The sequence below is a fragment of the Allostigmatella hybrida genome, from assembly GCF_020103775.1.
Taxonomy (GTDB): Bacteria; Myxococcota; Myxococcia; order Myxococcales; family Myxococcaceae; genus Hyalangium; species Hyalangium aurantiaca.
In genome coordinates, this window is sequence record NZ_JAHXBH010000004.1 from 223,601 (window position 1) to 244,628 (window position 21,028).

Sequence of the window (21,028 nt, forward strand, 5' to 3'; positions counted from 1 at the left end):
TCCCTCGCAAGGGGGGCCGCCCCGCTTCATTTCGAGGCGCGGCGCGTCACACGGATGTTTTGTCCTTGGACAAGGGAAGCGCCATAGACTTGCGCGCCCGCGAAGGCCGCATGGCCCGCGCACTGGAGGGTTCCTTGTCCCAGAAACTGCATCGCCGCACCATTCTTCAGTCCATTGTCGCGGCCGCCGCGACGACCGCGTTTGGCTGTGGTGACGATGCGCCATCGGTGAGCGCCTCGGACCGGTCGCGCGCGTACTTCCCCCAGTCGGTGGCCTCTGGCGAGCCCCGCCCCGACAGCGTGGTGCTGTGGACGCGCGCGGTGGACCCGGAGCACACGGGGGACGACACGGCGCTCACGCTGGAGGTGTCCGAGGAGGAGTCCTTCGGCACGCTCGTGCTGCAGACCGAGGTGGTGGCGCGCGCGGCGCACGGCCATGCGCTCAAGGTGAAGGTGACGAACCTCAAGCCGCGCACCACCTACTACTACCGCTTCCTGTACGCGCACGGCGGCGAGCGCTTCTCCACCGTGGTGGGCCGCACACGCACCGCGCCGGCAGCCGGGGACGATGTGCCGGTGAAGTTCGCCTTCGCGAGCTGCCAGGACTACGTGGGCCGCTACTTCAACACGTGGAACCGGCTGCTGCAGCTCGACGAGGAGCTGGACTTCGTCATGTTCCTCGGGGACTACGTGTACGAGACGACGGGCGACCCGGCCTTCCAGTCCACCAACTCCCTGCGCGGCGTGCGCTTCAGCGAGCCGGAAGGGGCGCTCGTGCAGCGCACGGGCATCTTCGAGTACTACGCCGCCGCGTCGCTCTCCAACTACCGGGACCTGTACAAGCTCATCCGCACGGACCCCGTGCTCCAGCGCGTGCACGAGCGCTACCCCTTCATCGTCATGTGGGATGACCACGAGTTCTCCGACGACTGCTGGGGCGCGCACGCCACGTACGAGGACGAGAAGCGCTCCGAGGTGCAGAACGAGCGGCGGCGCCACGCGGAGCAGGCCTTCTTCGAGTTCATCCCCATTGACGCCACCCCCACGGGCGCGGCGCAGGGGGCCATCGACGTGGGCAGCGAGCCCCGGTTCCCGGACACGCGCATCTACCGGGACTTCGAGTTCGGCAAGCACCTGAAGCTCATCGTCACGGACTACCGCACCTACCGGCCCGACCACCTCATCGCCGAGGACGCCTACCCGGGCACGGTGGTGATGGATGCGCCGACGCTGGAGGCCCTGGGCGCCGCGCCGGCGTTTGCCTCGGAGCAGTTCGCCTACATCAACGTGGATGAGCCCCAGTACGCCCAGGTGAAGGGCGCGCTGCGCCAGGTGTACCTCCAGCTCGCCACCCAGGCGGGGGCGGACGACCCCCAGGGCAAGGCGGACATGTGGGTGAAGGGCAACCTGGCCCTGGCGTACGTCAACCCCGTGCTGGCGCAGATCGGCGTGGACTCCATCCCCACCGACAAGCAGCCCCGGGGCATGGCCTACGTGCACATGGGCAAGGTGGGCCTGTTCGACATCCGGGGCTCGCGCTACGTCGTGGTGAAGGACACCTTCGACCTGTACGCGCAGTACCGCTATGCCACCTCCCAGGGGGCCAGCGAGAACGTGCTGGGCGCCACCCAGGAGGCGTGGTTCAAGGAGCGGCTGACCGCGCAGAACACCTGGAAGATCATCGTCAGCTCCGTGTCGCTGACGCCGCTCATCTGGGACTTGCGCGGCAAGACGGACATCCCGGACGCCACGCTGCGCCAGCGCTTCACCTTCAACGCGGACGGGTGGGACGGCTTCCCCACCAAGCGCAAGGATCTGCTGCAGTACGTGGCCGCGAACGCGCAGAACGCGCTCTTCATCTCCGGGGACATCCACGCCTCGTACGCCTCGGTGGAGGAGAACGTCCCGGCGCTCACCACGCCGGCCATCTCCTCCGGGGTGGTGAAGGATCTCGCGGGCACGGCCGTCATGGGCGCGGGCTACGCGGAGGGCAGCGCGCTCTACCGCTACGCCATCGCGGAGCTGGATCCGACGCTCAAGGCGGGCAACCCCAACATCGTCTTCTCCAACTCCGAGGCCCATGGCTTCGTGGTGCTGGAGGTGCGCGCGGGCGAGGCCCTGGCCGCCTTCCACCTCATTCCCGGCAGTGAGGTGAACAAGGACTACTCGCAGCGGGGCGAGAGCGAGCTGCGCAACCGGTTTACCCGGCAGGATCTGCGCATCCAGAATGGGAAGATCTCCACCCTCTGAGCCTGACAGGGGCTTTGTATGAGCACACCGGATGTCCGCCTGGTTCCCGCGCTGGCCGAGCACCTCGAGGTCTGGCTGGCCATCCGGGCGGGGCCCACCTCGCGCCGCCTGCTCCCCCTGGAGGAGGCGCCGCGCGAGGCCTTGTTGCGGCGGCTGACGGAGGCGAGCAGCGACGTCATGGACCTGCGCGCCACGAGCTTCCGGTGGATGGTGGAGTGGGAGGGCCGCATCGTGGGCACCGTGTCCGCGCGGGACTTGTCGCGCTACCACGGCCGCGTGGAGGTGGGGTACATGCTCGCCGAGGAGGTGCTGGGCCTGGGGCTGGGCACCCGGGCCCTGACGCTCCTCTTGGACAAGCTCTTCGCGATTCCCTCGCTCTACCATGTGTGGCTCACGACGACGGAGCCCAACCGGGCCTCGCAGGGGCTGGCGCGCAAGCTGGGCTTCCGCCAGGAGGGGCTCCTGCGCGGCCACTGCATCGTCCAGGGCGAGCGGATGGACCAGCAGGTGTGGGGCCTGCTGCGGCCCGAGTGGGAGGCCGGGCGGAGTGCGCGGAATTTGAAGCCCTTCGGGGGATGATAGGGTGGCGGCGCCATGCACGCCTACGCCGCCGAGTTGGCCCGGGAACTGGGCCTCAAGCCCGAGCAGGTGGACAAGACCCTCGCGCTTCAGGACGAGGGGGCCACCGTGCCCTTCATCGCCCGCTACCGCAAGGAGGCCACCGGGGGCCTCGATGAGGTGCAGATCCAAACCATCCTGGACCGCGCCGCCGAGCGGGCCGAGTTCGATGCGCGCCGGGAGACCATCCTGCGCACCATCGAGGGCCAGGGGAAGCTGACGCCGGAGCTTGCCCAGGCGCTGCAGAAGGCCCGGACGCGCGCCGAGCTGGAGGACCTCTACCTGCCCTACAAGCCCAAGCGGCGCACCCGGGCGGCGATTGCCCGCGAGCGCGGCCTGGAGCCGCTGGCGGACGTGCTCTGGAAGCAGGAGGGCCGGCGCGGCGAGGACGCCGAGGCGAAGGTGCGGCCGTTCGTGAACGCGGAGAAGGGCGTGCCGGACGGGGCCGCGGCGCTCGCGGGCGCGCGGGACATCTGCGCCGAGCGCGTGGCCGAGGACGCGGGGCTGCGCCGGGCGGCGCGCGAGGTGTGCGCCCGGAGCGGGCGCCTGGGCTCCAGCGTGGTGCCCGCCAAGAAGGGGGAGACGACGAAGTTCGAGGCCTACTACGCCCACGAGGAGCCGCTCGCGCAGGCGCCCTCGCACCGCATCCTGGCCCTGTTCCGGGGCGAGGCCGAGGAGGTGCTTCGGGTGAAGCTCTCCTTCCCGGGGGATGAGGTGAAGGGGCTGCTCACCTCGCGCGTGGTGACGAAGCCGCAGGCGCTCTTCGCGGGGGAGCTGCGCGCGGCGGCGGAGGATGCGTGGGAGCGGCTCCTGGAGCCCTCGCTGGAGTCCGAGCTGCGCGCGGAGTTGAAGGAGCGCGCGGACCGGCAGGCCATCGCCGTGTTCGGCGAGAACCTGCGCCACCTGCTGCTGGCGCCCCCGGCGGGCACGCGGCCCGTGCTGGCGTTGGATCCGGGGCTGCGCACCGGCGTGAAGCTGGTGATGCTGGATGACACGGGCACGGTGGTGGAGACGGCCACGCTCTACACGGAGCGCTCGCCCGACGAGCGCGCGCGCGCGGCCAGGCAGTTCGCCGCGGTGGTGCAGAAGCACCGCCCGGAGCTCATCGCCGTGGGCAACGGCACCGGCAGCCGCGAGGCGGAGGGCTTCGTGCGCGAGGTGCAGCAGCAGCTCGGCACGAAGGTGCCCGTGGTGTCCGTGAGCGAGCAGGGCGCCTCGGTGTATTCCGCCTCGGAGGTGGCCCGCGAGGAGTTCCCCCACCTGGACGTGTCCCTGCGCGGGGCGGTGTCCATCGGGCGCAGGTTGCAGGACCCGCTGGCGGAGCTGGTGAAGATTGACCCGAAGAGCATCGGCGTGGGCCAGTACCAGCACGACGTGGAGCAGGGCTGGCTCAAGAAGAAGCTGGGCGAGGTGGTGGACTCGTGCGTGAACGCGGTGGGCGTGGACGTGAACACCGCGTCCCCCCAGTTGCTGGAGCACGTATCCGGGGTGGGGCCCTCGCTGGCGAAGAAGCTGGTGGCCCACCGCAGCCAGAAGGGCACCTTCTCCACGCGGCGCGAGCTGCTCAAGGTGAGCGGCCTGGGGCCGAAGACCTTCGAGCAGGCGGCGGGCTTCCTGCGCGTACGCGGCCCGGAGCCGCTGGATTCGAGCGCCGTCCACCCCGAGCGCTACCCGGTGGTGGAGCGCATGGCGAAGGACCTGGGCGTGGAGGTGGGGGCGCTGGTGGGCAACGGGGCGCTGGTGAAGAAGATCGACCCGAAGCGCTACCTGGGGGCGGACCTGGGCGAGCTGACGCTCCAGGACATCCTCGCCGAGCTGGAGAAGCCCAGCCGGGACCCTCGCGGCGACTTCACCGCGCTCGCCCTGCGGGATGACCTGAAGACGCTGGAGGACGTGAAGGAGGGGATGGTGCTCCAGGGCGTCGTCACCAACGTCACCGCGTTCGGTGCGTTCGTGGACGTGGGCGTGCACCAGGACGGCCTGGTCCACGTGTCCCAGCTCTCCACGCGCTTCGTGAAGGATCCGTCGGAGGTGGTGAAGGTGGGGGACCGCCTCACGGTGAGGGTCCTCTCGGTGGACCTGGCCCGCAAGCGGCTGGCGCTCTCCGTGCGCGCGGCCCAGGAGGGCGGGGCCGCGGCCTCCTCCGCGCCCCAGGCCGCGAGCCGCCCACCGGCGAGCCCGGGACGGGCCCCGGCGGGAGGACGGGAAGCGCCTCCCCGGCGGCCTTCCGGAGACCGGCCCGCGCCGGCGGAGAAGAAGGGGCCCGAGCCGTTCAACAACCCCTTCCGCAACCTCAAGCGCTGAGGGACGGGAGCCCATGAGCCGGCGGCCCTGGGCCTTCCTCGCGGTCTCCCTGGGGCTGCACGGCCTGGTGCTGGGAGGACTCGCGTGGTGGGCTCCCGGGAAGCCCCTCTCCGGCCGGGCCCCGCCGGCCCCGCTGTGGATGGAGGTTCAGGAGGCGCCTCCGCCTTCGCCTCCGGCCGGGCCCGCGGCCACCGCCCCGTCCGAGCCCATCGTTTCCTCCCAGCCCCAGCGGCGCGGAGGAGCTCCGCGGCAGGTGCTGCCCTCGCCGCCGGCCGCCGCTTCCCCACAGGGGCCCAGCGGGGAGGCGGTTCCCTCCTCACCAGGGGTTCCCCTCGCCTCGGACGTTCCCCGGCGGCCCACCCTGGTGCCTTCGGTGCCTGCTCTCCCAGTCCCCGCCCCCGAGGAGAAGGGCGAGCAGGCACGGGTCGCCGAGCGGGTCGACGCGCTGCTGCGCGGAGACCAGGCGGCTTCCCAGGTGCGCCATGGACATGTGGATGCCTACTTCGCGCAGCTCCGGCAGGCGATGGCGCAGGGGGTGGGCGGGCGCGTCCAGGAGGGGGCTCCGGCGCCGCGCGCGCCTCCCCCGGAGGAGACGGGCTTCGTGGAGGACCGCCCCGTGCCGCCGCCCTCCGCCGACCGCATCGAAGTCGTGGAGCGCTATTCGGCGAACACGCAGGCGGTGAAGCGGGATCCCTTCGGGCTGACGCCGGGGGGCCTGATTGGCCGGGCCCTGTTGATGCCCATCTTCAGCACGGACCTGGAATCACCTGACAGCCGCCTGCCCCTGAGGGCTGTCATCGAGCTGCGGCAGGTCCGCGCGTCCCAGGAGTCCTTCGCCCGGCTGCTCAAGTCCTCCCAGAACGCGGCGTTCGATGCATACGTGCTGGCACGGGTTCCCGAGGCCGTGGCCGCCCTGCCGCTGCCGGCCCGCAGGGTGGGTAGCGCGATGGACGAGGTGCGCAGTGTCTGGTCTTTCGAGGGAACCCCGGAGCCGCCCACCGTGGTGCGGCTCCGGCTGCTGCGCATCTACTGAGCGGCCCCGGCGGCCTCGTTGGACTGAAGGACACTGCAGCCGTAAGCTGCCCCCGGGTGTCTGTCTGCTCCAAAATGGAGCCGGGCAAGTTCAGATCAGACCCAAGTGCTGGGCGGGGGGCATTGAGTGAATGGGTTGGCCATCATACCCATGTTGATACTCAGGAGACGCGAGGTCTGGAGGACGAGTGGGTCGCTCCCGCATTAGAATAACCGTCCAACCAAGGCCTCGGTTTCATTCCGGCTCCTCGCTGTCGAGAGGAGCGGATCCATGAACCGGGATGCCGTGGCGCGCACGGCCCTCGCGATGTTCATGGGGGACCACAAGGCGGACATTCTCGAGCGCTGGAAGAACCGGGTCCGGGAGGGATTGGATCCGCTGCTCGTGCCCAAGGGCTTCCTGGACATGCTCCCGGAGTTCTTCGAGGCCTGGCTTTCCACGCTCACGGGGTGGCGGGGGCAGTTGACCCTGGATGCCTCGCTGGAGGCGATCTCCGCGATTCAGCGGTATGGCCGCCACTGCTTTCAGTCGGGCCTGAGCATCGCGGAGCTGGTGCGTGGCCACCAGCTGCTGCGCGAGACGGTCTTCGATGCCATGGAGGAGACGCGGGAGCCGCCGGACTTCGCGGCGCTGCGCGTGCTGACGGGCACGCTGGAGGCGGCCCTGGCGGAAGCGCTGCGCCAGTACACGCAGACGCATGACCACGCGATGCGCCTGAGCATGGACCAGCGCGTCCTGCGCGAGCGGGAGGAGGCGCGCCGGAGCCTGCGCGAGCTGGTGGACCTGCTGCCCATCGTCTTCTGGAGCTTCGATCCGAGGGGCATCTTCACCCTGTCGAGGGGCAGTGGCCTGGCGGCGGTGGGGCTCATCTCGGACCAGGCCGTGGGCCAGTCCCTCTATGAGATGTATGGGGACCGGCCCGAGGTGCTGGAGGCCGTCCGGCGGGCCCTGAAGGGCGAGCGCGTCTCGGTGGAGGTGAAGCTGGGCGAGGCGTGGTTCGACATGCGCTTCCAGCCGCAGTTCGGGCCCAACGGCCAGGTGACCGAGGTGCTGGGGCTGTCGCTGGACATCACCGAGCGGCGGCACACCGAGGATGCGCTGCGGAGCACCGAGATGCGCTACCGGCTGGCGACCCTGGCCACCCGGGACACCGTCTGGGACTGGGACGTTGCCGGACAGAAGTTGCACTGGAGCGACAACGTCCACCGCCTGACGGGCTACCTGCCGGAGGAGATGGACCACTCGTTCGAGTGGTGGTCCGAGCACATGCACCCCGAGGACAAATCGTCCGTCCACCGCAGCCTCCAGGAGGCCGTCGAGGGGGAGGGGGAGCGCTGGGAGTGCGAGTACCGCTTCCTGCACAAGGATGGCACGTACATCATCCTGGAGGACCGGGGCTACATCGTGCGCGACGAGCAGGGCAAGGCCCTGCGCATGGTCGGCGCGCTGGAGGACATCACCCATCGCCGGGTGGCGGAGGAGCGGGCGCGGCGCCGGGCGGAGTTCGAGCAGTACCTCATCGGCATTGTCAGCCACGATTTGCGCAACCCCCTCAACGCCATCACCCTGGCGTCCACCGTGCTGCTCAAGCGCGACGGGGTGGATCCGGCCCAGCAGCAGGTCCTCAACCGCATTCTCTTCAGCGCCCGGCGCGCCAACCGGATGCTGCGGGACTTGCTGGACTTCACCCAGGCGCGCCTGAGCGGGGGCATTCCGCTCAAGCCCCAGCCGCTGGAGCTGCACGCCTTCGCGCAGCAGATCCTCGATGAAATCCAGCTGGCCCATCCCAGCCGGCGGCTCATCCTGGAGCAGCGCGGGGACGGCAAGGGGGAGTGGGACGCGGACCGCCTGGCGCAGGTCATCACCAACCTGGTGAACAACGCGCTGGCCTACAGCCCGGGCCATTGCCCGGTGCGGGTGCGGACCCGCGGGGAGCGGGACTTCGTCGTCATCTCCATCCACAACGACGGGGACCCCATTCCCGCGGAGCTGCTGCCCCGGCTCTTCCAGCCGCTCAAGCGGGGCAAGGCCAAGGAGGGCAAGTCCCAGGGCTCCATCGGCCTGGGGCTCTTCATCGTGAAGCACATCATCGAGGCCCACCGGGGGAGCATCTCGGTGCACTCCACCCCGGCGAACGGGACGACCTTCGTGGTGCGCCTGCCCCGCTACACCCCGCCGCTCGCCGAGAGCACCCCCTCCTCCGAGGAGGTCTTCTCCCGGGACACCCAGCACTGAGGCTCAGCGCCCGCGGGTGGGCAGGGGACAGGGGGCCACTTCCTTCGAGAGCTGGGCGGTGCGCTCCAGCAGCGCCTGGAAGCGGGAGGTGCCATTGCGCGCGTCGAAGCGCGCCGCGAGCCCCTGGGCCTGGGCCTTCACCCAGCCGAGCACGGCCTGCGTGTCATACGTGCCCTGCGCCTGGTGGAGCGCGAAGCCCTTGGGCAGGCGCAGGCTGACCGTCTCCCGGCCCTCCTCCTGGAGGCAGGTCCAGAGGAAGCTCGCCGCGGTGAAGAAGGTGAAGCGGTCGCGGTGGCTGGAGTGGTCCAACGCCCAGCCGAGGTGCCGCTCGAACATCGCCAGCGCGGGTGCCAGGTTGCCGGTGAGCACCAGGAACTCCAGGTGCTCGCCCACCGTGGCCAGGAAGTCCCGGTTGCGGTGGATGAGTGGATAGCCGAGCTGGTGGAAGCGCAGCGCCTCCTCCCGCTCGCCCAGCTTGAACAGTGGGTAGAGCAGGCTGCCGTAGGTGAGGTGGGGAACCTCCGCGCAGCCCTGGTGGCCCTGGAGGAGGGGGTCCGCCTTCTGCCAGGCCCGCCGGTACTCGCCCCGGTCGATGTGGTAGTCGATCTCGTCGTCGAGCTCGCACGCGGGACAGTCGGTCAGGTGGTCCCGGGGCGCCACCACCCACTGGGCCCAGTAGGCCTCCGCCTCGGCCACATCGCCCATGTCCCGCGCGGTCTGGTAGCGCAGCTTGAGCACGGCCCGCTTGCCGGCGCTCGCCCGGGCGTAGGTGTCCTCGATGTCCACCAGGGCCTCCTGAATCTTCTGGCGGCTGATGTGGGGGAACTCGTCCAGGCGGCCCACCACCCACTTCTGCTTCCACAGGAGCACGCCGTCATCGAAGCGGTCCGGGTGCTTCTTCTGCTGGGCGCGGCACCAGGCGAAGGCCACCAGGGCCTTGTCCGGGTACCCGCCGAAGGTGGCCGCGTCGATGAGCGCGTCGCGCACCTCGAAGGCCAGCGCCAGGTCGCCGTGGACCTCGGCCATCCGCGCCGCTTCCTCCAGGGCCATCACCTTGGCCTCGCCGGGGCGCTGGCGGGCCGCGCGCGCCTGGAGCTCCTCCACCTGGGTGCGCCAGTCCGGGGCGGTCAATGCAGGCCTCCCCGCCCGGGGGGCGGCTCGGTGCCCTCCAGCCGCGCCGCGATGAGCCCCAGCAGGCCCTGGTTGAGCAGCGCCATCTCCCGGGCGTTCAGCGGCCGGTGGCCCAGGAGCAGCGCCTGCACGTACAGCATCTCCACCGACAGTTTCACCAGGTTCGGGTCCGTCACCGCCGCGAGCCTGCGCACCACGGGGTTGTGGAAGTTGAAGGTGAGCAGCGGCTCGTCATTGCCGGAGGCGGCGCCCGAGAGCACCCCCTCCACCATGGAGGCGTACAGGTCGTCGCTCTCCTCGCGCGTCCGCTCCGCGTCCCGCCGGAAGGCGCTGCCCGTGTCCGAGCTGTAGAGGGTGGGCACCTCCTGGGGGCGGAACTTCTTCACCACGACCCCGCAGCCGAAGGGCCGCAGCACCTCCTCGGCCCGCCGGAGCAGGGAGAAGACCGTTTCCCGCTCGTCCAGCGACAGCTCGTCGAAGCTCTGGGGCAGGTCCGAGGCGGAGAAGCGCTCCACCTGCATGTCCGCGAAGACGCGGGGCAGCTTCTCCAGCAGGTCCGCGTCGTACACGTAGGCGGCGTTCAGCACGCACAGGCCCTGGGCGGCGGCCACGCGCGACACCTGCCGGAACTCGTCCAGCGAGGGCACGTAACGCACCTGGGTGGCGTTCTTCCGGTAGTCCGCCAGCGTCATGGCGCCCAGGGAAGTCTCGAAGGGCAGCCAGTCGATGATGAGCCGGTAGAAGTCATCGTCATCCAGGGCGAGCGCCTTCATGGAGAGGGCGTGCAGCTGGATGAGCCCCTGGAGCGCACGCGGGTCCTCGCGGGCCAGGTCCACCAGGTAGCGCCGCAGGGCCTGGCCCAGGGCCTCGCGCGCCTGGGCGAGCGTGTCATTCTCGTAGAAGGACTCGCGGCTGGCGGTGGGGCGCAAGCCGTTGGCGTTCACCACGCACTTCACGAAGAAGGCCCACTCGGGCAGCAGGTTCTCCGCGCTCTCGGACAGCAGCATGTGCTTGAGGTACACGCGGTGCTTCTGCTTGGCGTTGTAGTGCGGGCTGAAGGGCAGCACGAAGGCCACCCCCTCCACGTCCCCCGCCGGGGACTTCAGCGGGATGCAGTCGATGAAGGTCATCCCGAACACCTCGCGCCCATAGGCGAGCAGCGCCTCCCGCCGCTCCGAGGCGCTCGCGTAGGCGCGGCGCCAGGGCGGGCCCTCCGGGTTGATGCGCGCGCTCTGGCCGTTGGCGGTCAAATGAATGGGGAAGGGCAGGAGGCTGCCGTAGTGCAGCGCCAGCTCCCGGACGCGCTGGGGGGTGAAGAGCGCGGCCGCATCGGGCCGGGCCACGAGGAACACCTGGGTGCCCGGCCGCTCCAGCGGGTGGTCCGAGGGCCGCACGGTGTAGGTGCCGTCATGACGGCCCCGCCACTCCATGGTGGGGGAGGGCTCCCGGGCGGAGCGCGTCACCACGAGCACCTCGTCGCACACCATGAAGCAGGAGAGCAGGCCAATGCCGAACTGGCCGATGAAGTCCCCCCGCCGCTCGGCGAGCACCTCCCGCTTGGAGCTCTCCCCGATGGTGGCCAGGAAGCGGTGGATCTCCTCCTCCGTCAGCCCGATTCCGTCATCACTGAAGAGCAGGGTGGGTGGGCCCCCGTCCTGCTTCTCGATGAGTTCGATCTGGACGGTGCCCTCATGGCCGGGCTCGGCGTGCTGCCGGGCCCGGATGGCGTCCGTGGCGTTCTGGAGCAGCTCCCGGAGGTAGACGTCCGGCGAGCTGTAGAGGTGGTGGGACAGGAGGTCGATGACCCCGCGGAGGTTGATTTGGAATCGATGGTCCACGCTCGGCCGGAGCGTAGCGCACCCCTTGCCCGGGCTGGGGCGGGAAGGTGGCGGGTGCGCCCGGTTGGCTACCCCGCATTCCCCGGGAGCCGAGGTTGTTATTGGGACGGAAGGTGGGGTATTCCCCGTGCTGACGCGGGGCGTTGCGCGTCCTCGGGTGAAAACGGTCATGGATTTCGGCAAGGCGGGTTGGCTCTCCTCGATCATCGAGGAGGCGGTGGCGGCACATCCGCCCGCGCCTTCCCCGGTTCCGCCGGGGGACCGCTCTGGCCACGCCCGGGCCCGGGCGTACCTGCGCCAGACGCTCCGGGTCAGCGGCCTGCTCCATGGGCCCGTGCTCGAGGACCGGCCGGCAGAGGCCGGGGCGGAGCCCTCCGCCGAGACGCGTCTGTTCCTGTCGCTGGTGCGCACGCTGGCGCGGATGGCGCTGGACATCGCGTCGCTGACGGGCGCGCCCGCGGGCCCCCGCCAGGAGCAGCTCTTCCTGCTGTTCGCCGTGTTCTCCGGGGAGCTGGACGTGGCCGAGGCCCTGGATGCGAAGCTCGGGCAGAAGCACGAGGTGCCCCGGCGCCTGCACGGGAAGGTGGAGAGCGCCCTGGCGCGGCGCGCCCTGTCCCTGGCGGGAGACCCCGTCTACGGGCTCGTGCTCCACAACGGGGCGCTGTACCTGGACGCGCAGTTGTTCGGACGGCAGGCCATCGCCTACTTCGCCCGGGGCCGCTTCCGGCGCGCGGCGGCGCAGCGGCGCACCGGCCTCGTGGCCCGCCAGAAGGCCCTGCTGGTTCAGGTGCTGGCGGGGCTCTCCGCCGCGGACCACACGCCCAGCTACGCCTCGCGCCGCGCCATCCTCCGGCAGGTGGAGGGGTTGATGCTGCCGGAGGCGGTGGCCTCCGGGCTGCGCGGCGCGGTGAAGAAGTCCTTCGAGCACCGGCTGGACGTGCGGGCCCGGGTGGCGGGCGTCCGGGGCCCGGACACGCGGCACTTCCTGCTGGAGCAGGCGCTGCTGGCCTCGCTGGTGGATGGGCAGCGCTCGCCGGGGGAGCGCCGCTTCATCCGGGAGCTGGCGGAGGGCCTGGGCGTGCCCGAGGCGGAGCTGCACCGGCTGGAGCTGGAGACGGTGGGCTTCTACGCGAGCCACCGCTCGGTGGTGGACGTGTTCACGGCCCCCGCCACCGCGAGCCTGATGGGCGAGGACTTCATCCTCCGGACGCAGGCGGTGCTGGAGAAGAACTTCCAGGCGCTGATGCAGGAGGCGCGCGAGACCGGGGACCTGGCGGTGCTGCTGGCCAAGGCGGTGCGCGGGCAGAAGCTCACGGCGGACGAGCGCCGGCGGATGCGGGAGCAGCTCATCGACGTGGCCAAGGTGATTCCGGCGCTGGCCATCTTCGCCGCCCCGGGCGGACTGCTGTTGCTGCTGGCCGTGGCCAAGGTGCTGCACATCAACCTGCTGCCCAGCGCCTTCCAGGCCCTGTCGGCGACCTCCCTGGGGCCGGTGGAGCCGGGGCCCGAGGGCACGCCGGTTCCGGGACCTCACGCCCAGGCCCTGGCCGGGCCTCAGGACGAGGCGCCGCTCGAGGCCCCTGCCCAGAGCCGGCGCTGCGGCTGAGCGGCGTCATGACGCAGGGCGCTGGCGCATTGCGTCTGATCGCTGGCCAACGCTGAGCGGGCTTCCTCGTTCGACGGCCGGGCGCGCGCGTTTCTAGCATCGCCCCGCGCACGGCTTGCCCGGCCCCCACGGTTTGTTCGTATCGTGCGCTTCCCCAACACACGAAAGCCAGGTCCCGCGATGACGAAGATCTATGAAGCCCCCGGACAGCCGGGCAGCAAGATCCAGTTCTCCAGCCGCTATGGCAATTACATCGGCGGAGAGTTCGTTCCCCCCTCCAAGGGCCAGTACTTCGAGAACATCTCGCCGGTGACGGGCCGGCCGTTCTGCGAGGTGGCCCGCTCCAACCACGAGGACATCGAGAAGGCGCTGGACGCGGCCCACAAGGCGAAGACCGCCTGGGGCAAGACGTCCGTCACCCAGCGCGCGGAGGTGCTCAACAAGATCGCCGACCGCATGCAGGCCAACCTGGAGATGCTCGCCGTGGGCGAGACGTGGGACAACGGCAAGCCCATCCGCGAGACGCTCGCGGCGGACCTGCCGCTGGCCATCGACCACTTCCGCTACTACGCCGGCTGCATCCGCGCCCAGGAAGGCACCATGGGCGAGCTGGACGAGAACACCGTCTCGTACCAGTTCCACGAGCCGCTGGGCGTGGTGGGGCAGATCATCCCCTGGAACTTCCCGCTGCTCATGGCGGCCTGGAAGCTGGCGCCCGCGCTGGCGGCCGGCAACTGCGTGGTCATCAAGCCCGCGGAGCAGACGCCGGTCACCCTGCTCAAGTTCATGGAGCTGGTGGGCGACCTGCTGCCCGCCGGCGTCGTCAACGTGGTGAACGGCTTTGGCATCGAGGCGGGCAAGCCGCTCGCGAGCAACAAGCGCATCGCGAAGATCGCCTTCACGGGGGAGACGACGACGGGCCGGCTCATCATGCAGTACGCCTCCGAGAACCTCATCCCGGTGACGCTGGAGCTGGGCGGCAAGTCGCCCAACATCTTCTTCGCGGACGTGTTCGACAAGGACGACGACTTCGCGCAGAAGGCGCTCGAGGGCTTCGCCATGTTCGCCCTCAACCAGGGCGAAGTGTGCACCTGCCCGTCGCGCGCGCTCGTGCAGGAGCGCTTCTACGAGGCGTTCGTCCAGAAGGCGGTGGAGCGCACGAAGAAGATCGTCCAGGGCAACCCGCTGGACACCCGGACGATGCTCGGCGCCCAGGCGTCGAATGATCAGCTGGAGAAGATCCTCTCGTACATCGACATCGGCAAGAAGGAGGGCGCCAAGGTGCTCACCGGCGGCGGCCGGGCCTCGATGCAGGGCGCGCTGGCGGAGGGCTACTACGTGGAGCCCACCATCTTCGAGGGCACCAACCGGATGCGTGTCTTCCAGGAGGAGATCTTCGGCCCGGTGGTCTCGGTGGCGAAGTTCAAGGACATGGAGGACGCTGTCGCCACCGCCAACGACTCGCTCTACGGCCTGGGCGCCGGCGTGTGGACACGCGACACCAACACGGCCTATCGCATGGGCCGCGCCATCCAGGCAGGCCGCGTGTGGGTGAACTGCTACCACCTGTACCCGGCGCACGCCGCGTTCGGCGGGTACAAGCAGTCGGGCATCGGCCGCGAGACGCACAAGATGATGCTCAGCCACTACCAGCAGACGAAGAACATGCTGGTGAGCTACGACCCGAAGCCGATGGGCTTCTTCTAGACGGCAGCCCGAAGGGAGGCACCATGAGCGTGGAGCGAGTGACGGTGACGCCAGCGGCCGAGAAGTTGCTGCGCCTGCTGCAGGCGCAGCATGGGCCGTTGATGTTCCACCAGTCGGGGGGCTGCTGTGATGGCAGCGCGCCGATGTGCTTTCCCCGCGGGGACTTCAAGATCGGCCAGCAGGATGTGTTCCTGGGGACGATCGTGGACACCCCGTTCTACATCTCGGGTCCGCAGTTCGAGTACTGGCAGCACACCCACCTCACGGTGGACGTGGTGCCGGGACGGGGAAGCGGCTTCTCGGTGGAAGCTCCCGAGGGCGTGCGCTTCCTCATCCGCTCGCGCGTGTTCGAGGATGTGGAGTACCGCGCCCTCCAGGAGGCAGGGCCTCCCCTGCGCGGGTTGCAGCACTGAGCCGGAGCGGGGGGCTGGGGTTCACCCAGCCCCTCGTGCCCAGGCCGTCAGCGGTTCTTGGCCTCGTCCAGCGGGCCCTCGCCGTCGTTCAGGATGCCCTTGTCCTCGCCGGGCTTGGCCGGTTGTTCGAAGGGGCCCTCGCCATCGTCGATGACGCCTTCCTTGTCACCGATCTCGGCGTCCGAGCCCGAGCCGCCCACGCCTTCCTGGAAGCCCTCGACGGTGCCCCGGGTGGCATCGCGCACCCCGCGGGCCGCTTCGCCCACTTCCTCTCCCACTTGCCGGGCGTTGCTGCGGGCCTCTTGCTCCGAGCAGCCCGTGACGAGCCCCGTGGCCGCGATCAGGCTCATCGCCGCCCACGTCTTCCAACCTTGTCTTGCCATGGTGTCTCTCCCCCGGGTCGTGAAGCCGTTCCGGGGGACAAGGTAGGCATTCCCGTCCAGCGGCGGGCAGCCCGGTGGGAGCTTGGAAGCAGGCAGGCAGACAGGGGCTTGTGGCCGTGCCCGCCCCCAGGGCTCAGGTCCGTTCCAGCCGGAAGATGAGCCGGCGCAGGTCCTCGTTCACCTTGAGGTAGCGGGAGTTGCCCTTCTCCTCGGCGAACTGCGCCTGGAGCTTGGGCAGCGCCTGGCGCGCCTTGGCCGCCGCCTCCTTCGAGTCTCCCACCAGCCAGTCCAGGGACTGGAGCAGGGCGGTGCGGGCCTCCAGGTCCTTGCCGGCCACGCGCCCGGCGAGGGCCTCGGCGTGGGCCGCCTGTCCGCCGCGCCCCAGCTCCAGGGCCGCCCGCTCCACCACGAGCGCATCCGGGCTGGAGACCTGCTGTGCCCAGCAGCCGCCGTCCGTGCCGCACGCCTGGGCCTGCCCCAGGACCTTGCCGTAGCCGGTGAGGGTGTCCGCCCGCTTCTGGGCGAGGGCCGCGGGGTCCTCGCACTCCTCGCCGCCGTACTCCTGGCACTCGCGGGCGGTGAGCGCGGCCTCCGCCTGCGCCCACTTCGCGAACAGGGGCTGCTCCCGCGCATCGCCCAGCAGCGCCAGGCCGCGCATCGCAGCCTCCCGGGCATACCAATCGCCCTGGCCCGAGGCCTTCTCCAGGGCGGGCAGGGCCTCGCGCCCGCCAATCAGCGTCAGCGCCCGGACGTAGGCGGCCCGGATGGTGGGGTCCTCCTCGGAGACGAGCGCGGAGAGGGGGCGCGTGGCCGCGGCGGTGCGCAGGCGGCCCAGGGCCTCCGCCGCCTGCATCCGCACGAGGGCCTGGATGCGCGGGTCTGTGTTGGTGAAGGTGAGCTGCTTGAGCAGGGCCCCTTCGGCCCGGCGGTCCCGGAAGTCCCCCAGGAGCTGGGCGGCCTTCATGGCGTAGCTGGCGGGGTGGACGCCCCGCTGGCCCGCCCACTTCGTCAGCTCCGCGTCCCGGCCCTCCAGGGCGGCCAGCAGCGCATCGGCCGCCGGGGGGCCCACCTGGTAGAGGGCGAAGGAGCTCTCCACATAGAAGGAGACGCCCTGGCGCTCCTGGGTCAGCATGCGCATCAGCGCGGGCACGGCGCGGGCATCGCCGATGTGGCCCAGCGCCTCGATGGCCTTCTTGTTGAGGAAGGGCTCGGCGCCCTCATCCGTGGCGAGCTGGAGCAGCGGCTCCACGGCCTCGGTGGCGCGCAGGGCGCCCAGGGCCTGGATGGCCTCGATGCGGGTGTAGTTGTCCCGGGAGCGCAGGAGCTTCGTCAGCGCGGGGGCGGCCTTCGGCTGGCCCAGCTTGCCGAGCGCCGCGGCCAGCTCCTTGTTGGCCAGGTGCGTGTCGGTGTCCGAGGCATCCACCGCCAGCGCCCCTTGCAGGGGCTCCACCGAGGAGGGGTGCTTCAGGTCGCCGAGCACCCGGGCCAGGGCGGCCTTCACCTCGGGCCGTGTCTCGGCGGCCAGCCGCGCGTGCAGCATGGGCAGGAAGCCCTCCTGGAGGTTGCCCGAGGTGCGCAGCGTGTCCACCACCTGGACCTTGGCGCTCGTTTTCCGGGCGCCTTCCAGCTTTTTCTCCCAGTACTCGGGGGTTTTCGGGTCCCCCTTGCACCCCGGCAGGAGGGCGAGGGCGGCGGCAAGGCTCAGCGCGGCGGCGAGACGGGGCATGGAATCCCTCCTGGACGGCGGGCAGCACCCTCCGTCGTACCGCTGTCCGAAAGAACGGATCAAACCCCCCCCGGTGGATGGGGTACGCTGGTTAACGGCATGTCCACCGAAACCGTCATTGCCTCACAGAAGCCCAACTGGCGCCGCCGCACCTACCTCATCGACCGCGAGTTCCAGCTCAAGTACATCGCGATGCTCTCCACCATGGGGGCCGGCAGCGTGGCCCTGTTCGGGGTGCTGGCCTGGTGGGCCCACACCTCGGCGGTGGAGACGGGCTCCTCGTCGGAGGGGTTCGCGGGGATGACGATTCTCTGGCTCACCGTGCTGGGCGTGGTGGGCACGGCGGCGGCGCTCGGCCTGTTCGGCCTGCTGTTCACCCACCGGGTGGCCGGGCCCGTGCACGTGATGAACCTCTATGTGGAGGCGCTGGCGGCGGGGCACTACCCGCGGCTTCGCCCGCTGCGCCGGTACGACGAGCTGAAGCGCTTCTTCGACCGCTTCAGCCACGCGGTGGAGCGCATCCGCGCCCGCGAGGCCGAGGAGGCCCATGCGCTCGCCACCGCCCTGAGCGCCTTCCAGCCGCTGGCCTCCACCGAGGAGGCCCGCGCCGCGCTGCAGGTGCTGGAGGAGCTCCACTCGCGCAAGCGCCAGGCGGTGGACAACCCCATCAGCACCCGGACCCCCCTCCTCCCCCCCCGCTGAGGCCCGCGCCATGAGCCGTCCCCGCATCGTCTTCATGGGCACGCCGGAGTTCGCCGTGGCCTCGCTTGCCGCCTGCCTGGAGCTCGGCGAGGTGGTGGCCGTCGTCACCCAGCCGGACAAGCCCAAGGGGCGCGGCAACGCGCTCACCGCGCCGCCGGTGAAGCTGCTGGCACAGGAGCGCAACGTGCCGGTGCTCCAGCCGCCCAAGCTGCGCACCCCGCCGTTCTCCGAGGTGCTGCGGGAGCTGGCGCCCGATGTGTGCGTGGTGACGGCCTACGGGAAGATTCTCCCCAAGGACGTGCTGGAGGTGCCGCGCCGGGGCTGCGTCAACGTGCACGCCTCGCTGCTGCCGCGCTTCCGCGGCGCCGCGCCCATCCAGTGGTCCATCGCGCACGGGGACGCGGAGACGGGCGTCTCGCTCATGTGCATGGACGAGGGACTGGACACGGGGCCCGTGCTCGCGATGAAGCGGCTGCCCATCGGCCCGGAGGACACGAGCGCCACGCTTCACGACAAGCTCTCGCAGCTTGGCGGCAGCCTGCTGCGCGAGTTCCTGCCCGCGTACCTGAGCGGCGAGCTGAAGCCCGTGCCCCAGCCCACGGAGGGCGTGGTGCTGGCCCCCCTCATCCAGAAGGAAGACGGGCAGCTGGACTTCACCCGGCCGGCGGTGGAGCTGGAGCGCCGGCTCCGGGCCTTCACCCCCTGGCCCGGCGTCTACACGGGGCTGAACGGCGCCCGGCTCAAGGTCCACCGGACGAAGGTGGGCGCGGGCCAGGGCGCCCCGGGCACGGTGCTCGCCGCGTCCTCGGAGGGCATCGAGGTGGCCTGCGGGGAGGGCTCGCTCGTGTTGCTGGAGGTTCAGCCCGAGGGCCGCCGGGTCATGAGCGCCCATGAGTTCCTGGCGGGCCACAAGCTGGCGCCCGGCAGTCAACCGTTCTCGGCGCTGGCCGAGGCCAAGGGCTGAGCGGTGGGCCACGAACGAAGGGAGAGACGCGGATGAGCATGACACTCCTGGTGCTGCACGGGCCGAGCCTGAGCCTCCGGAAGGACTTCGAGGGGCTCGATGGGGTGCTGCGCCTGCGCGCCGCCAGCCACGGCCTCGCGCTGAAAATCATCCAGTCCAACCACGAGGGAGGGCTCATCGACACGCTCGTGGCCGAGCGCCGGAGCATCGACGGGGTGGTGGTGAACCCCGCGGGCCTCTTCGCCTCCTATCCGCTCCGGGATGCGCTGGAGGCGCTGAGCATGCCCGTCTACGAGGTCCACCTGGAGGCCGCGCGCGCCAAGCAGTCCGTGCTGAAGGACGTGTGCACGGAGCAGTTCTCGGGCAAGGGCGCCGACCCCTACCTCCAGGCGATTGACGGCTTCATCCAGTCCCAGCGCACCACGGGCAGCGGGAAGGGCAAGGCCCCGGCGCTCGCGAAGATGAAGACGCTGGGGCGCAAGAACTCCCGGGAGCCCAAGGTCCCCCCGGCGCCTGGGGGCAAGACGCTGGGCCGGGGCGTGAAGGCCGCGCCCGCCGAAGGGATGCTCTCCCGGACGCTCGTGCGCCAGAAGATCGCCGAGCGGCTCGCGGGCAAGCTGTCCGCGGCGGAGCTGGCCGCCTGGGCACGGGTGCAGTGGATGGAAGTGCAGCGGGGAGCCCCCGCCGAAAGTGGTTACCGAGACATGCTGGAGGACAGCCTGCAGACCCTCACCCTCTCCACGATGCCCGCCAGCCGGTTGACGGACGAGCAGCTCGTGGACCTCATGGCGCAGCTCGAAGGATGAGCGCCCGGACCCTTGCCATCCAGGTGCTGTCGCGGGTGCGTGCCACCGACGCGTACCTCAACGTCGTGCTCGACACCGCCCTGTCCGAGACGCCGCTGAAGGACCCGCGCGACAACGCGCTCGTCACGGAGCTGTCCTATGGCACCACGCGCCGGCAGCTCGCGCTCGACTACGCCATCACCCGCTTCGCGGACCGGAAGCTGGACGCCATGGAGGACCGGGTGCTCGCCGCCCTGCGCATTGGCGCCTACCAGCTCTTCCACACCCGCGTGCCCCCGCGCGCGGCGGTGGCCGAGACGGTGCAGGCGCTCAAGGACCTGGGCGTCGAGCGCGCCGCGGGCTTCGTGAACGCCATCCTGCGCAAGCTGGCCTCGCTGCCCGGGCCGCCGCTGCCGCCCGAGGGCGACGTGGCCGAGTACCTCTCCATCCGCGAGAGCCACCCCCGGTGGCTGGTGGAGCGGTGGCTGCGGCAGTTTGGCCGCGAGCGGGCCGAGGCGATGCTGGTGGCGGACAACCAGACGCCCCCGGTGGTGATCCGCGCCAACAGCGCGAAGGTGACGCGGGACGAATTGCTCACCCAGTTGCGCGAGGTGGGGCTGGAGGTACAGCCCACGCCGGTGTCCCCGGTGGGCATCATCCTGCCGCCGGTGGGGCGGCTGGAGGACGTGTACGGCTACTCCGAGGGGCTCTGGCAGGTGCAGGACGAGGCCGCCCAGCTCGTGGGCCTGTACGCCGCCATTCCGGAGACGGCGCGCACGATGGATGCGTGCGCGGCGCCCGGCGGCAAGGCGTGCCACCTGGCCGAGTCGCACGAGGTGGTGGCCATGGACCTGCACGCCAACAAGCTGCCGAAGATTGTCTCGGAGGCGAAGCGGCTGGGGGTGATGAGCCGGCTGCGCGCGGTGGCGCACGATGCCACCAAGCCCTACGCCGGGGAGCTGGGCGAGTTCCATGCGGTGCTGGTGGATGCGCCGTGCTCCGGGCTGGGCACGCTGCGGCGCCACCCGGAGCTGCGCTACCGGCGGGAGGAGGCGGACCTGGGACGGCTCGCCTCGCTCCAGCGCCGCATCCTGGAGAACTGCCAGGAGGTGGTGCCCCCGGGCGGGCTGCTCGTTTATGCCGTGTGCACCCCTGAGCCGCAGGAGGGCCAGGACCAGGTGGACATGTTCCTGCGCAGCCACCCCGAGTGGACGGCGGAGCCGCCGGTGCTGCCGGGCGCGAAGCTGCCCATGAGCCAGGCCTGGCTGCGCACGCTGCCGGGGCCGGAAGGGTGGGACGGCTTCTTCGCTGCCCGCCTGCGCAAGCTGTACTGA

Annotated in this window: 16 protein-coding genes; 12 read left to right on the forward strand and 4 right to left on the reverse strand. The window is 70.8% G+C overall.

The window, feature by feature from the left end; all coding sequences use genetic code 11:
* Positions 1-110 precede the first annotated feature (110 nt).
* The 5 genes from KY661_RS09910 to KY661_RS09930 all read left to right on the forward strand — a co-directional run bounded on the left by KY661_RS09910 (position 111) and on the right by KY661_RS09930 (position 8,439).
* On the forward strand, positions 111-2,249 hold the full coding sequence (locus tag KY661_RS09910; RefSeq protein ID WP_225409971.1) for an alkaline phosphatase D family protein: 2,139 nt from the start codon (positions 111-113) through the stop codon (positions 2,247-2,249).
* Positions 2,250-2,267: 18 nt separating this feature from the next.
* Positions 2,268-2,828: a GNAT family N-acetyltransferase gene (locus KY661_RS09915; protein WP_225409972.1), complete on the forward strand. Its 561-nt coding sequence runs from the start codon at positions 2,268-2,270 to the stop codon at positions 2,826-2,828.
* Positions 2,829-2,843: 15 nt separating this feature from the next.
* The gene (locus KY661_RS09920; RefSeq protein ID WP_225409973.1) at positions 2,844-5,171 is read left to right on the forward strand and encodes a Tex family protein; all 2,328 of its coding nucleotides are present in this window, start codon (positions 2,844-2,846) and stop codon (positions 5,169-5,171) included.
* A 13-nt stretch (positions 5,172-5,184) separates the two neighbouring features.
* Entirely contained in the window at positions 5,185-6,204 is a 1,020-nt protein-coding gene (locus KY661_RS09925; protein ID WP_225409974.1) for a hypothetical protein, read from the forward strand.
* Between the two features lie 270 nt (positions 6,205-6,474).
* Entirely contained in the window at positions 6,475-8,439 is a 1,965-nt protein-coding gene (locus tag KY661_RS09930; protein ID WP_225409975.1) for a PAS domain-containing protein, read from the forward strand.
* 3 nt (positions 8,440-8,442) lie between these two features.
* Here the strand turns inward: KY661_RS09930 and KY661_RS09935 are convergent, their stop codons facing one another.
* Both KY661_RS09935 and KY661_RS09940 read right to left on the reverse strand, forming a co-directional pair.
* Complete coding sequence (locus KY661_RS09935) at positions 8,443-9,570, reverse strand: hypothetical protein (protein WP_225409976.1); 1,128 nt, start codon at positions 9,568-9,570, stop codon at positions 8,443-8,445.
* Positions 9,567-11,408 carry an HSP90 family protein gene (locus KY661_RS09940; RefSeq protein WP_225409977.1) on the reverse strand — a complete coding sequence of 614 codons (1,842 nt, stop codon included), beginning with the start codon at positions 11,406-11,408 and terminating at the stop codon, positions 9,567-9,569. The genes KY661_RS09935 and KY661_RS09940 overlap by 4 nt, the downstream gene beginning before the upstream one ends.
* Before the next feature lie 169 nt (positions 11,409-11,577).
* Between KY661_RS09940 and KY661_RS09945 the strand changes: the two genes are divergently transcribed.
* From KY661_RS09945 to KY661_RS09955, 3 genes are all read left to right on the forward strand, one after another.
* Positions 11,578-13,014 (forward strand): TerB family tellurite resistance protein, encoded by a 1,437-nt coding sequence (locus KY661_RS09945; RefSeq protein WP_225409978.1) that lies wholly within the window; start codon positions 11,578-11,580, stop codon positions 13,012-13,014.
* Between the two features lie 180 nt (positions 13,015-13,194).
* Positions 13,195-14,721 (forward strand): acetaldehyde dehydrogenase ExaC, encoded by a 1,527-nt coding sequence (exaC, locus tag KY661_RS09950; RefSeq protein WP_225409979.1) that lies wholly within the window; start codon positions 13,195-13,197, stop codon positions 14,719-14,721.
* A gap of 23 nt (positions 14,722-14,744) precedes the next feature.
* Entirely contained in the window at positions 14,745-15,134 is a 390-nt protein-coding gene (locus KY661_RS09955; protein WP_225409980.1) for a DUF779 domain-containing protein, read from the forward strand.
* Between the two features lie 47 nt (positions 15,135-15,181).
* Here the strand turns inward: KY661_RS09955 and KY661_RS09960 are convergent, their stop codons facing one another.
* The gene (locus KY661_RS09960; RefSeq protein WP_225409981.1) at positions 15,182-15,517 is read right to left on the reverse strand and encodes a hypothetical protein; all 336 of its coding nucleotides are present in this window, start codon (positions 15,515-15,517) and stop codon (positions 15,182-15,184) included.
* Between the two features lie 133 nt (positions 15,518-15,650).
* Positions 15,651-17,243, reverse strand: a complete 1,593-nt coding sequence (locus tag KY661_RS09965; RefSeq protein ID WP_225409982.1) for a HEAT repeat domain-containing protein — start codon at positions 17,241-17,243, stop codon at positions 15,651-15,653.
* A 99-nt stretch (positions 17,244-17,342) separates the two neighbouring features.
* Between KY661_RS09965 and KY661_RS09970 the strand changes: the two genes are divergently transcribed.
* Genes KY661_RS09970 through rsmB form a run of 4 tightly spaced genes read left to right on the forward strand, consistent with a single transcriptional unit; the run spans position 17,343 to position 21,028 of the window.
* Positions 17,343-17,945, forward strand: coding sequence for a signal protein (locus KY661_RS09970; RefSeq protein ID WP_225409983.1), 603 nt, complete (start codon positions 17,343-17,345; stop codon positions 17,943-17,945).
* A gap of 10 nt (positions 17,946-17,955) precedes the next feature.
* A complete protein-coding gene (fmt, locus tag KY661_RS09975; protein ID WP_075004521.1) occupies positions 17,956-18,909 on the forward strand; it encodes a methionyl-tRNA formyltransferase in 954 nt (317 codons plus the stop codon).
* A 32-nt stretch (positions 18,910-18,941) separates the two neighbouring features.
* Positions 18,942-19,715 carry a type II 3-dehydroquinate dehydratase gene (locus KY661_RS09980; protein WP_225409984.1) on the forward strand — a complete coding sequence of 258 codons (774 nt, stop codon included), beginning with the start codon at positions 18,942-18,944 and terminating at the stop codon, positions 19,713-19,715.
* A complete protein-coding gene (gene rsmB / locus KY661_RS09985) occupies positions 19,712-21,028 on the forward strand; it encodes a 16S rRNA (cytosine(967)-C(5))-methyltransferase RsmB (protein WP_225409985.1) in 1,317 nt (438 codons plus the stop codon). Before KY661_RS09980 ends, rsmB begins: the two co-directional genes overlap by 4 nt.